8 protein-coding genes are annotated in these 13640 nt (G+C 68.3%); 4 read left to right on the forward strand and 4 right to left on the reverse strand.

Annotated elements, in window-relative coordinates; all coding sequences use genetic code 11:
* Positions 1-167: 167 nt before the first annotated feature.
* The 3 genes from AAID08_RS15280 (at position 168) to AAID08_RS15290 (ending at position 3625) form a co-directional block, all read left to right on the forward strand.
* Positions 168-1691, forward strand: coding sequence for a PLP-dependent aminotransferase family protein (locus AAID08_RS15280; RefSeq protein ID WP_372412455.1), 1524 nt, complete (start codon positions 168-170; stop codon positions 1689-1691).
* Positions 1692-1881: 190 nt separating this feature from the next.
* The gene (locus tag AAID08_RS15285; protein WP_175189578.1) at positions 1882-2877 is read left to right on the forward strand and encodes a tripartite tricarboxylate transporter substrate binding protein; all 996 of its coding nucleotides are present in this window, start codon (positions 1882-1884) and stop codon (positions 2875-2877) included.
* Between the two features lie 28 nt (positions 2878-2905).
* Positions 2906-3625, forward strand: a complete 720-nt coding sequence (locus tag AAID08_RS15290; RefSeq protein ID WP_175143798.1) for a class II aldolase/adducin family protein — start codon at positions 2906-2908, stop codon at positions 3623-3625.
* Between the two features lie 56 nt (positions 3626-3681).
* Here AAID08_RS15290 and AAID08_RS15295 read toward each other — a convergent pair whose 3' ends face one another.
* Complete coding sequence (locus AAID08_RS15295; RefSeq protein WP_395756561.1) at positions 3682-4920, reverse strand: MFS transporter; 1239 nt, start codon at positions 4918-4920, stop codon at positions 3682-3684.
* Positions 4921-5174: 254 nt separating this feature from the next.
* Between AAID08_RS15295 and AAID08_RS15300 the strand changes: the two genes are divergently transcribed.
* Entirely contained in the window at positions 5175-10538 is a 5364-nt protein-coding gene (locus AAID08_RS15300; RefSeq protein ID WP_395756562.1) for a S6 family peptidase, read from the forward strand.
* Between the two features lie 84 nt (positions 10539-10622).
* Here AAID08_RS15300 and AAID08_RS15305 read toward each other — a convergent pair whose 3' ends face one another.
* From AAID08_RS15305 to AAID08_RS15315, 3 genes are all read right to left on the reverse strand, one after another.
* Entirely contained in the window at positions 10623-12014 is a 1392-nt protein-coding gene (locus AAID08_RS15305) for an NAD(P)/FAD-dependent oxidoreductase (protein ID WP_395757821.1), read from the reverse strand.
* Positions 12015-12104: 90 nt separating this feature from the next.
* Positions 12105-12497, reverse strand: a complete 393-nt coding sequence (locus tag AAID08_RS15310) for a nuclear transport factor 2 family protein (RefSeq protein ID WP_064526043.1) — start codon at positions 12495-12497, stop codon at positions 12105-12107.
* Between the two features lie 149 nt (positions 12498-12646).
* A complete protein-coding gene (locus tag AAID08_RS15315) occupies positions 12647-13639 on the reverse strand; it encodes a GTP-binding protein (RefSeq protein WP_372412463.1) in 993 nt (330 codons plus the stop codon).
* Position 13640: the final 1 nt, after the last annotated feature.

A 13640-nucleotide genomic window follows, 5' to 3' on the forward strand; every position in this document is an offset into this window, starting at 1 on the left:
ACGCTCACCGTTCCATTTTTGCGCCGATACGCCCAAACCCTGCCCATCGACAGGGCAATCCCGCATTCCTTTTTTTCGCACGGCTACTCTATCCTGGGAGCGCGTCCCCGGTGTCGGCCGCTCCAGCGTGCCGACCGGGCCAGACGCGCCCCCTACAAGGAGCCGCCATGTCCAGCCAGGCCTCGATGCTCAAGCCTGTGTTGTGGGAACGCCTGTTCGAACGGGAAAGCGCCCCCAACCTCAGCCTGCAGGGCCGCGTGCGGCAGATGCTGGTGTCGGCGATCCTCAGCGGGCACCTGCCGCCCGGCGCGCCGGTGCCATCCAGCCGCTACTTGGCCGACCAGTTGCGCATTGCCCGCAACACCGTGGTGTTCGCCTATCAGCAACTGGTCAGCGAAGGCTACCTCGAATCGCGCGAACGCAGCGGTCATTTCGTCCACGACGGCGTGCTCGAAGGGCGCGCCGCGCCTCCCAGCATGGACAGCGGGCCCGCCTCGTCGGTCGACCACGTTCGCTGGGACGAGCGGCTGCGCTTTCGTCCCAGCCGCCAGCGCAACATCGTCAAGCCGCGCGACTGGCAAAAGCAGCCCTACCCTTTCGTCTATGGCCAGTTCGACCAGGACCTGTTCCCCACCGCCGACTGGCGCGAATGCTGCATCAAGGCGCTGTCGGTGCTGGACATCCGCAGTTGGGCGCCCGACCTCATCACCCATGACGATCCCGCGCTGATCGAACAGATCCGCACCCAGGTGCTGCCGCGCCGCGGCGTGTGGGCCGATGCCGAGGAGATCGTCATCACCGTCGGCGCCCAGCACGCGCTCTACCTGCTGGCCGACCTGCTGGTCAACGAGGACACCGTGGTCGGCATGGAAGACCCCGGCTACCCGGACGCGCGCAACATCTTCGCCAGCCATACCCGCCACCTGCTGCCGCTGCCGGTGGACGACCAGGGCCTGCGCACCGGCACCCAACTGCTGGGCTGCGACTACGTGTTCGTCACCCCGGGCCACCAGTGCCCCACCACCGTGACCCTGTCGCCGGCGCGACGCGAGGAACTGCTGACGCTGGCGCGCCGGGCCGACAGCCTCATCATCGAAGACGACTTCGAAAGCGAAAGCCGCTGGGGCGACGGCGCCATCCCGGCGCTCAAGAGCCTGGACCGCGACGGCCGCGTCATCTACGTCGGCAGCCTGGCCAAGTCGTTCGCGCCGGGGCTGCGCATCGGCTACATCGTCGCGCCGCGCGAACTCACCGCCGAACTGCGCGCGCTGCGCCGCCTGATGCTGCGCCACCCATCGGCCTATATCCAGCGCGCGTTCTCGCTGTTCATCTCGCTGGGGCACCACCATTCGCTGCTGCGGCGCCAGTCGCAGGCGTACCAGAAGCGCGGCGCCGAGCTCGCCGATGCGCTGGCGCGCTGGCTGCCCGACTTCACCGCCGTGCCCATCACCGGCTCGTCATCGTGCTGGCTCAAGGGCCCGCAATGGCTGGACGCCACCGCGTTGGCGCAGGCGGCGCAGGCCGAAGGCGTGGTGGTGGAGCCGGGCCAGGTGTTCTTCATGGACGCCGCCGGCGCGCCGCGCAACTTCCTGCGCGTCGGCTTCACCTCCATCCGCGCCGAGCATATCGGCCCGGGCATAGAGAAACTCGCACAGGTGGTGCACCGCTTCCGCCTGCGGGCCGCCGCGTGAGGACGCCGTTCGCCGCGCCATCACGGTGAGGCCACGCCTCGCCTGACTGCCACCGATGACGGCGCCATAGCCCTGCGGGCCCATACAGCCATACGCGACATCGTATGGAAAATAATATTTTTTCATTGGAACTCGCATGGCCGGGTCCAGATAATGGCTCCACATAAAAACACCATACGGAGACATCAACATGACCAAGCCACGCATGGCGAGGCGCTGGCGGCTGGGCGCCGCCATCGCGCTCGCGCTGGGAGGTGCGCCCGCGTGGGCCCAGGCCCCCTATCCCGCCAAGCCCATCACATTGATCGTGCCCTTCGCCGCGGGCGGCGGCGCTGACGTCGTGGCCCGCCTGGTGGCGGCGAAACTGCCGCAGCGGCTGGGCGGCCAGACCGTCATTGTCGATAACAAGCCGGGCGCCTCGGGCAACATCGGCGCGCAGCAGGTGGCGCGCGCGGCGCCTGACGGCTATACCTTCCTCTTGACCAACAGCACGCTGACAATCAACGCCGCGCTGCAGATGCGCGGCACGCCGGACGTAAAGAAAGGCCTGGCGCCGATCTCGCTGCTGGTTTCGGCGCCGGTCGCGCTGGGCGTGAACCCCGCCATTCCCGCCAGGACAGTGCCGGAACTGGTCGCTTATATCCAGCAGAACAAGGACAAGCTGAGCTATTCGTCCTGCGGCAACGGCACGCCCCAGCATTTCGTGGGCGAGTCGGTCAAGCAGATGGCCAAGCTGGACATCGTCCACGTGCCGTACAAGGGCTGCGCGCCCGCCATCAACGACGGACTGGGCAACCAGGTGCCGGTGCTGTTCAGCACCATTCCCAACCTGGCGCCCCACGCCGACGCCGGCAAGCTGCGGATGATCGCGGTGGCATCCAGGCAGCGGGTCTCGTTCCTGCCGAACGTGCCCGCCATCGCCGAGACCGCGCCCTTCAGCGACCTCGACATCTCCGTCTGGTTCGGCATCCTCGGTCCGCGCGATCTGCCGGCGGGCGTGAAAGCGAAATTCGAAGAGGCCGTAGCCGCGACGATGAAGGACCCGGCGGTGCAGCAGGAATTCCGCGACCGCTATTACGAGGCAGTCGAGACCGGCCCGGCCGCGATGGCGCGGCAGCTTGACGGCGATCTCGGCCTGTACAGCGCGCTGGCCAGCAGATCCGGCATTTCGCTGGACGCCCAATAGCCGCCACGAACGACAAGGGAAAAATCACGTGAGCACCCCCACGCAACACCAACAGGTCATCGACGACCTGGTCACCGCCAACCGCATCCTGGCGCGTTTCGGCGTCCTTGACGGCTTCGGCCATGTCAGCGTCCGCCACCCGGGCAATCCCGCGCACTTCCTGCTGTCGCGCTCGCTCGCGCCGGAACTGGTGACCGCGCAGGACATCATGGAATTCGACGAGACCTCCGAGCCGGCCGGCGCGGACGCGCGCAAGCCCTATCTGGAGCGCTACATCCACGGCGAGATCTATCGCGCGCGGCCCGACGTGCAGGCCGTCGTCCACAGCCATTCGCCGTCGGTGATCCCCTATGCCGGATCGAATGTGCGCCTGCGCCCGATCTATCACATGGCGGGGTTTCTCGGCGCCGGCGCCCCGGTGTTCGACATCCGTTGCTGCTTCGGCCACACCGACATGCTCGTCAGGAATCGCGACCATGGCCGCGAACTGGCGCGGACCCTGGGCCAGAGCAAGGTCTCGCTGATGCGCGGACATGGCTTCGTCGCGGTGGGCGGCGACATCCCCGTGGCGGTCTACCGCGCCATCTACACCGAGATGAATGCGGCGCTCCAGCAGAAGGCCATCGGCCTGAACGGCGAGATCACCTACCTGTCCGACGAGGAAGCCGCCATGGCCGACGACATGATGGCGGGCGTCATGAACCGCCCCTGGGAGCTGTGGAAGAAGCAGGCATCCGGGCAGCCCTGATGGCCTCCGTGCGCCGGGCGTCGCCATGACGCCGCCCGGCGCGAACGCCGCGACGGTCAGCCCTGGCGGCCCCGCAGCAGCACCACGCCGATGATCGCGATGTTGACCGCGATCAGCGCCATCATCGCGGCCAACGCGAAGCCGATGCCGTGGCCGGCGATCAGCCTGCCCGCGACGTACGGAAAGCCGAACGCCCCGGCGAAGTAGCCCAGGGTGAATACCTGCGACGCCACCGGAATGGACAGGTTCGACTCGCCGGCCAGGTTGACGACCATCGCGTTCAGGGTCGAATACGTCAGGCCATAGCCAGTGGCGAACAGCACGGTGGCGCCGACATAGAGCCAGACGCTGCCGGGGTTCAGCGCCAGCAGCGCGATGCCCGCCAGGGTCAACAGGAACAGGCACAGCGCCAGCGGCCGCAACGGCAGCTTGCCGATGAGCGAAGCCACCGAAAAGCGCAGCGCCACCGTAGTCAGCGTGAAGGTCAGGAAGAACGTATCCGGCGTCAACCGCAAGGGGCGCGCGTACAGGCTCTGGAAAGTGGACAAACCGGCAAACGTACAGGCGGACAAGGCCATCATCAGGACCGGCAACGCGGCCCGGGATCCCAGCACCCGCGCCATCGCCGGCGGCGTCAGCGCCACGGCGTCCAGCGGCAGTTGCGGCAGGCGCGCCAGCGGGCGCCGCAGCCGCCACGCCAATGCGGCCGCCACGGCGCAGAGCGCCGCATAGACGGCAAAGGCGAACGCGGCGCCGCCGAACCTGTCCGCCAGGAAATGGCCGAGCGGCGCGGCCAGCCCCAGACCCAGCATCTGCGAACCGGACAACAGGGTCAGGGCCTCCAGCCGGGCCGCCGGCTTCAGGCAATGGATCAACTGGATCGGCGCCAGCATGTAGAACAGCGCCCATCCCAGCCCCAGCAGCACGCCGCCGGCATAGGCCATCCCGATGCCGGCCGTGCCAACCACGGCAAAGCAGGCCATCGCCAGCGCCATGACCGCCGCGGCCGCCGCGATCACGGGCAGGATGCCGGCGCGCTGCGCAAGCCTGCCGGCCCCGCCGGCCCCGATCAGTGTCGCCACCGTGCCAATGCTGATGACGGTGCCGGCATCGGCCGCGTCAAAGCCGGCCGCGCGCAAGGCATCGACCAGCAGGAAGCTGGCGCCATAGGCGATCGCCAGCGCCAGCGCCGCCAATAGATAAGGCACCAGCAGCCGCGCGGGCAATCGGTCGCCCAACAGGGCGGCGGCCGCGTGCGGCGCGAGGCATGGCGGATTGGCGCGGGGCGACGGCATGGCAAGCGGCGGGCGACGCATCTCTGCAAACGGGAGGTTCCAGGGTTGCAGAACATTACCAGGAATTCGGTCGCATCCGCTGGTCCGATGCCGTGAGGTTGAAGCCGTCTGATTTATCGACGATTGCGACGCCAGGCTCGCCAAACTCAAGTTCAATCCCATCCCACGATGCGCGGCCCGGCAAACACCCTTCGCCTGCTCGAGGCGATGCCGACCGCCCCCCCGATGCCCGCCCCTGCGCTTTCCATTGGCGCATGCCACCCTCCCTCATGAACAAGATCCACTCGCTCAAGTACAACCATCAAAACCTGCTGGTCCCGGTCTCCGAAGTCTGCGGCGCGCGCAAGCGGGGCTCGACCATTGGCGCCACCCGGCGCGCTCGCGGGCAAGGCCGGCGCGCGGCGCTCGCGGCCTGCCTGCCCCTGCTGGCCGCCGCCCTCTTGCCGGGCGCGGCCTGCGCCAGCTACGTCAGCATCGACATTCCCTACCAGACCTACCGCGATTTCGCCGAGAACAAGGGGGCCTTCCAGCCCGGCGCCCTGGGCATTCCCATCCTCAACAAGGATGGCACGCTGCGCGGCAATACAAGCGCCGCCATCCCGTTCATCGATTTTTCCAGCGTCAGCAACGACCGCGCCATTGAAACCCTGATCGCGCCCCAATACGCCGTGGGCGTGGCGCACAACGTCGATCACGACGAGGCCCGCTTCGGCGGCACGGTGTACTCGCAGGTCAGGAGAGACTTGCATCCCAACTATCATGCGATCCGCGATTACACCCAGGAATGGGATTTCGACCTTACCCGCATGAGCAAACTGGTGACCGACGTCGCGCCCATCGCCAGGTCCGTGGTGGCGCGGGCGCCGGTGCCGGCGCTGGACGGCAACGACAAGGACCGCTGGACAGAGGCGCAGCGCCAGCAGTTTCCGTTGTTCTACCGCGTCGGCATGGGTATCCAGTTCGTCGGCCCGAATCCAGACCTGGGCGTCAACATGGCGGGGGAAGATCCCAACCCTGCCAATAAGCCCCTCAAGGACGGCGAGCACTATCTCGGCTATGCCTACCGATGGGCGACGGGCGGCATGGTGACGCCGACCTGGTCGAATGAGACTTTCGTCATCGCCCAGGGAGACAAGGGCCTGCTGCCGTCATACGTGGAGCAAGGCGACAGCGGCTCCCCCCTGTTTGCCTGGGACGCCGCGAAGGCACAATGGGTGGTCGCCGGCACGGCGGCGGACCTGAAAATGTCCGAACAGGGCAGCTACGTCTATTGGTCGCACCTGCCCGATGACTTCATCGACGGCATTCTCAAGAAGGACAACGATCCGGACGTCATCCACACGGCCGGCAACGGGGCGCTGGCCTGGACCTTCGACAGTACGCAAGGCACGGGCGCCCTGCAACAGACCGCCGGCCCCGCCTACGCCATGCACGGCTACAAGAAGTCGCCGACGTTTGCGCTGGCCAACAGCGCGCTGGACTTCCCTGGCCTGGATGCGGGAAAGAACCTCGCCTTTCGCACCGCGAGCGGCACGGGCGCGGGCCAGATCCGCCTGAAAGACTCGGTCAACCAGGGCGCCGGCGCGCTGACTTTCCACAACGACTACACCGTTTCCCCCGACACGAACCAGACCTGGATGGGCGCGGGCATCGACGTGAAGCAGGACGTCACGGTCGCGTGGAACGTCAATGGCGTAGCCGGCGACAACCTGCACAAGATCGGCGCCGGCACCCTGGCCATCGGCGGCACCGGCGTCAACCCGGGCGGCCTGCGCGTGGGTGAGGGCAAGGTCATCCTCGCGCAACAGCCAGGCGCTGACGACAAGGTCCAGGCATTCGCCGGCATCACCATTGCCAGCGGCCGCGCCGAAGTCGTGCTGGGCGACGCCAGGCAGGTCAATCCCGACCGCATCCAGTGGGGCGCGCGCGGCGGCGTGCTGGACATCAACGGCAACGACATCACGTTCAACCAGCTCGCCGACAACGCCCTGGACCATGGCGCCACGATCGCCAACCACGCCGCCCGAAAGGCCGGCGTGACGGTCAACCTGAGCCCGGTCGGCCCCGCTGCCGTCACCGACTACATCCTCATGCCGTCGCGCGCGGGCACCGGATCGCGGGGCGACCTGTACAAGCGCGGCCTCAGCTTTTTTGTCTTGAAGCAGAACAGCTTCGCCACCGTTCCCTCCACGGGTTCCCAAGCCAGCGACGATTATTGGGAATACGCCGGACAATTCCTGGATCCCGCGCTGGAAATCGCGAATGCGCGCAAGCGGGAGTACTTTCCCCCTCGCACGGCATTCATTTTTGCCGGATCCCTGAAAGACAATCTCGACGTCGACATCGTCAACCAGGCGAACACGGCCTTCATCGCCGACGGCGACATTGCCATTGGCGACAACGCCGTCAGCGCGCGCCAGGGCGAAGTGGTTTTCCAGGGGCATCCCGTCATCCATGCCACCAATACGCCGGATGTCGCCCAGATGCTGCGGGATATCTGCGATGACTCGGTGCTGACCCAATCCGTATCGTTCGACCAGCCGGATTGGGAAACGCGCCATTTCACCCTCGGCAAACTGGCGCTGACGGACACCACTTTCCGCCTGGCGCGCAACGCCACGCTGCAGGGCGACATCGACGCGCGCCGCGCGCGGGTCATCCTGGGCAGCCCGTCGCTGTACATCAACAAGAACGACGGCGGCCCATTGGCGCAGGAACCGGAACGGGGCACCTCCATCGCCGCCACGGATGCCGACAAGAGCAGCTACCACGGAAAGGTCACCTTGCAGGACAGTTCCACGCTGGAAATCCGCGAGAGATTCAACGGCGCCATCGACGCCAGCGGCAGCGCCGTCAGCGTGCTTTCCGATCAGGCGGCGCTGACAGGTCACAGCCGGTTCGCCGGCAGTCCCTTGACGCTGGAACGCGGCGCGCATCTCAAGGCCTCGGGCGGCTGGTACGACGACGGCGCCGTCACGCTGGCGGACGGCGCGGCGCTGACGTTGTCCGGCGCGTCCGCGGGCCCGGCCCATTACTTCACCCAGGCCATCGCGTTGCAGGGCGACAATGCGAACCTGTATCTGGCGCCGGGCAGCCATTCGTTCAGCGACCTGTCCAGCCCGGCCGCCAGCCGCATCACGCTGGGCGCCTCGGCCACGGCCGACGCGCCGGAAACGATCTACGCGGGAAGCGTGAACGCGGCGCAGGCCAGCATGCGGATCCAGGAAAAGGCCCACTGGATCGTCACGGGCGATTCCACGCTGAAACAACTCCAGGCGACCCAGGCGCTGTTGAGCTTCGACGACATGACCCAGACCCGGAATGGATTCATGGCGCGGGCGCAGTCCGGCCCCGACGTGGCCGGCATTTTGTCGCCAACGGCGGCAAGCCCGTCCGCCTACACCCTCACAGCCGACACCGTCGCCGCGACGGACAGCACGTTTGCCTTGCGGGTCGATCCGAATGGCGGCGATCATGACCGCCTAATTATCACCACCGGGCTGAGCGGCAGCGGCAACCGCTTGCGGATCACCGACTTCGGCGACCGCCCCGCCAGCGCCGCGCCAGTCGCGCGCGAAGACCTGTTGCTGAGCGCCCCCTCCTCTGCGCCGGCTGACCTGTTTCAACTGGAGCGGGCCGACATCCATGGCACGGCCGGCGCCAGCGAGGACACCAACCCGTGGCTCGGCGGCCTCGCGGTCAGCCATGACGGCGACCAGCGGCAATGGTGGTTCATCAGTATGCGCGGCGACGCCCCCTGGCGTTTGAGCCAGGATCGCCAGTTCGACGCGCTGCATTTGCCGACGGGCGGCCGCGTGGAGCTGTCCCGGCCCCAGGCGGCCGACTGGACGCCGCGCACCCTGCAAACCGACACCCTGAACGCCAGCGGCGTGCATTTCGCCCTGACCGCGCGGCCCCAGGACGGCGCAAGCGACAGCATCCACGTCGCTACCGAGGCGCTGGGCGATGACAACAGCCTGGACCTCACGCTCCTGGTTCGTGGCGAGGTGCCGGACAACGCCAGCGGCAGTCTGCTGCTGGCGTCCGCGCCCGTGGGCACGGCCGACAGCTATTTCAAGACCGGTTCGGTCACGCAGGGCCTGACCGTCTACGTACCCAACCTTGAAATCGTCAGCACCGACACGGAGAAAAAATGGCAGTTGGCGTACAGGGCGGTTGAAAGGCCCGCTGACCCGCCGGTCGAAAAACCTGCTGACCCGCCAGTCGAAAAACCTGCCGACACGCCGGTCGAAAAGCCCGCCGACCCGCCGGCCGAAAAGCCCGCTGACCCGCCAGTCGAAAAACCTGCGGAACCGCCGGTAGAAAAGCCCGCCGAAATGCCGGATATCGAGACGCCGCAGGGCGGCGGCGCCAGTCCCGGCGACGGGGCCGCGCCCGATGGCGATCCCGGCCCCGCCACCAACCCCGGCGCCACCGACACGCCGCAAACGGGCGATTCCTCCGGCTCACCTGAAGCCCCCGGCGATACCGCCGCAACCGAACCCGCGCCACAGCCCGCCGACGATCCCGTCCTTGTCGTCACCCCGGATGCCGGCGGCGGCGCGCAGGCCAGGCCCGGCCTGTCGCTGTTCACGGCCGTGTCGTTGAGGCTGACCGAGCTGGACAGCCTGCGGTCGCGCGAGGAAATCATCAAGCGCCTGGGACAGGCGGGCGTCGCGGCGGACGAAAGCACCATCCGACAGATCACCGAGGTGCGCCGGCAGATCGACCGCACCGGCGCGTTGGCCAGCCTGCCGCGCGTCGCCTTCGTGCTCGAAACCAACCAGCTCGACAAGCGCCTGGGCGACGTGCGCCAGCTCAATGAAGAAGCCGGACTCTGGATCAAGACCAGCCATGGACGGGCCGACTACCAGCAGATCCGCCTGAAGCACACCACGCTGCAATTCGGCCTCGACCGCAAGCAGGGCAGGCAGCTATACGGCATCATGGGCAGCTACACACAGGGTTCCGGCCAGGGCGAAGGCCAGTTGTCGGAGCGGCACACCACGGGCGGCATCGGTCTCTACTACGCCCTGATCCACGAGGACGGCCCGTTCATCGACGTCGTCGCCAAGTACCTGAAAACCAACCAGACCTACCAGTTCCCGGGCCAACTGGACATTGGCGCGCGGAGTGCGCGCTCGACCTCGCTGCTGGCCAGCGTGCAGGCGGGATGGCGGCAGAACCTGTTCAACGGGAGCGCCTTCATCGAGCCATCGGCCGAAGTCGTCGCGGGCGCCACCAGCGGCTACACCCTGCATGGCGGCAAAGACAGCGTCGATGTGCGCGTCAATGCCAGCCGGCCGGTCTACGCCAAGATCGGCGCGGCCGTCGGCCTGAACCTGCAGTCCGATGAGCAACAGGCGCTGGCCGTGTCCGCCGGATTGTTCCGGCTGCAGAACCTGCGGCGCGGCGGCAGCGTCGACATCGTGAACAACGGCAATCCGGACGACGTGCTGCGCAAGCCGATGGCGGACGACAGCCGCTATCTGGTGAACCTGTCGCTGAACGCCAGGCTGTCCGCCAACTGGCGCCTCTACAGCCAGGTGGAAAGCAGTTTCGCCGGCAAGCTCAAGCACGACTACAACGGCCAGATCGGCGTGCGTTATCAGTTCTGAGCGCGCCCCTTTCTGAACGCGGCCCACCGCGCCCGGCCCCGCTTCGCCGATGGTCCGGGCGCGTTCCGCGCCACGCCCCCGCCGCTACAGCACTTCGTCGCGCAGGTAATACCAGCGATACAGCAACGCCTGTCCCAGCCGGCGAAACGGCGCGAACAGGTGCCCGGGCAGCGGCGAGTCGTAGATCGGCAGGTTCCACGACAGGCCGTCCTGGCCCATCATGCGCTGCGCCAGGCGGCGCCCCGCATGGGCCGAGAACGACACGCCGTTGCCGCCATAGCCGAAGGCGTAATAAACCTGCCGCGCCGGGTCCGGCTGGGTGATGCGCGGCATCATGTCGTGGCTGACGTCGACCCAGCCCGTCCATGCATAGTCCAGTTCGATGCCGCGCAGCGACGGGAACTTGCGCGCCAGCCCTTCCCGCAGCAGCGCCAGGTGGCTTGGATGCTGCGCGTCGGCGCCGCGCAACGCGCTGCGGCTGCCGATCTGCATGCGGCCGTCCGGCAGCAGCCGGTAATAGAAGCGCAGCGTGCGCGTGTCGGTGATGAATACCGTGCTCTTGAGGCCGGCGCGGGCGCGTTCGTCCGGCGTCAGCACCCGGGTCACCATGGAATTGGACAGGATCGGCATGATGCGGTTGTCGAGCAGGCCGTTCACCCCTTGCGCCGTGTAGCCCCCGGTGGCGAAGGCCACCCGCCTGGCGCGCACCGTGCCGCCCGGCGTATGCAGCCGGTAGCCGCCGCCCTCCTCGCTCCATCCCGACACCGGGCTGCCGGGATGGACGCGCGCGCCCAGCGCGCGGGCCTGGCGCATGTAGCCATAGGCCAGTTTCAACGGATGCACGCCGATGCCGTCCGGCTCGTGCAAGGCCCCGACCGCCTCGTGGTCGTCGACGTAGCGCTCGCGCAGTTCCGCCTTGGTCAGCATGTGCGTGTCGTAGCCGAAAAGTTCGCGCATCACGCGCGCCTCGTTGCGCAGGAAGGCCATCTTCTTCTCGCGGTGCGCGGTGTACAGGTGGCCGCCGGGCTGCGCGTCGCAATCGATCTGCGCCACCAGGCTCTTCCAGTAATCGAAGCCCTCGTGGATCTCGGCGTCCAGGCGCCGCGCGACATCCAGCCCCCAGCGTTCGATCCATTGCGAGCGGTACAGCCGCCCCGACGCGTTCTGCCCTTGCCCGCCGTTGCGGCTGGTGCAGCCCCACACGGCGCGGTTGGCCTCCAGCACCACCGCGCGCACGCCGTAGTCGCGCGCCAGCGCCAGCGCCGCCGACAGGCCGGTGAACCCCGAGCCGACGATGACCACGTCGGCCTCGATGTCGCCCTGGATCGGGCCGTCGTCCGCAGGCGGCGGCCCGGCCGTGTCGACCCAGTAGGTTGGCGCGTATTCCTGCCCGCGTCCCGGCCCCGACACCAGCGGATCGTAGAGCGGATCGTAGGCGTTGGCGGCCGGGCTGGCGGCGGGCGGCGCGGCCGGCATGCCGTCGGGGTCGATGAGGGTACCGGCGGTATTCGACGGATCGGAAGACATAGCGGCATCCATGGGGCGGTGTCCGGTGGCGGCGTCGGCTCAGGCGCGGGCCGGCAAGGCCGGGCGTTGCTTGCGGAAGGCGTTCTTGACGCGGATCTTGCCGTCCTGGAAGGTGAACACGTCGACCATGTCGGCCTCGACCCGCGAGCCGTCCGCGGCCGTGCCGGTGAAGGTGCATTCCGACACGCCGCGCTCGCCCGCCACCCAGTGGCGGCCGTTGTTCCACTGCGCATCCGGGAAGTTCTTCCAGGCCGCTTCGAAAGCGGCGCGGACCGCCTCGCGGCCGCTGTGCCGGGCGCCCCAGCGCTCGGGGCCCCCCACCGTTTCAAAGACGCAGTCCTCGCTCATGAAGGACATCAGGGCGTCGATATCGTGGCGGTTCCATGCGGCCGCGAATTCGGCCAGCATGTCCACGGTGACGGTCTTTTGCATTGCCTACCCTCCTCGATCGCCGGGCGCGACGTGCGCCCAGGCTCCATGCCCAAGGTACGCGGGGGGCCTGGGCAGGGTCTAGAACCAGACGCGGCAAATCGCTTGCACCAGAACGGCCCCGCCGGCGCGGCGCCTGCCTTCACGACGCCTCACGTAGCGCCTGACGTGGCGCCTGACTCGGCGGCGGGCGCCAGCCGCGCGTCCAATTCATCGACTTGCGCCGTGCCGCGCATGCCGATGAAGACCAGCGACGGCGAACGCACCCCGGCGGGGCGCGCCGCCCGCGTATCGAAGCGCACCCGGCGTCCGGCCAGTTGCACCAGCACCCAGCCATGGCGTTCGGTGCGCACCCAGCCCTTGGCCCGCAGCCAATGGCGCGGCAACTGCCGCAGCGCATCGGCCAGGCGGTCGGCATGCAGCATGGCGGGCGCGGACCAGAGCCAGCTCTGGAATGGATGTTGCGGCTCGTCGGCGTCCAGGGCATGCGCCTGTCCGGCCGCCGCGTGGCGGTGCGCCGGATCGCAGCAATGCGCCGCGCAGTTTTCATGGCCGCGATCGTCCGCGCCAAGCAATGCGCCTAGGTCCACCCGCGCCTCGCGCGCCGTTACGATCGGCGCCCCGCCCGCCTGCGTCCGCAGCCAGTCGCGCAGCGCCGGCAACGCGGCGGCGGGCAACAGGTCCGTCTTGTTCAGCACCAGCAGGTCGGCGGCGTGCAATTGGCGTTGCGCCGTGTCGGCCAGCAGCGGTTCGGCAAGCGTCTCGCGGATGGCGCCCGCGTCCACCAGCACCACCACCGCCTCCAGTTGCAGCAGCGGATCCGACAGCCCCACCTGCGCGATGCGCCCCGGGTCGGACACGCCGCTGGCCTCGATCACGATCCACCCGGGCGCCGGATCCAGCGCCAGCACCCGCGCCAGCGCGTCGTCCAGGCCGCCCGCCATCGAACAACAGACGCAACCGTTGGCCAGCCGGATCACGTTGTCGGCGCGCTCGGCCAGCAGGCCGGCGTCGATATCGACCGGCCCGAAATCGTTGACCAGCACCGCGGCGCGGCGGCGGCCGGTCGCCAGCACGTGGTTCAGCAGGGTGGTCTTGCCGGCGCCCAGGAAACCGCCCACCACCGTCAGCGGGATGCGCGCCATG

The organism is Achromobacter sp. EB05 (genome assembly GCF_044232075.1).
Classification (GTDB): domain Bacteria; phylum Pseudomonadota; class Gammaproteobacteria; order Burkholderiales; family Burkholderiaceae_B; genus Achromobacter; species Achromobacter dolens.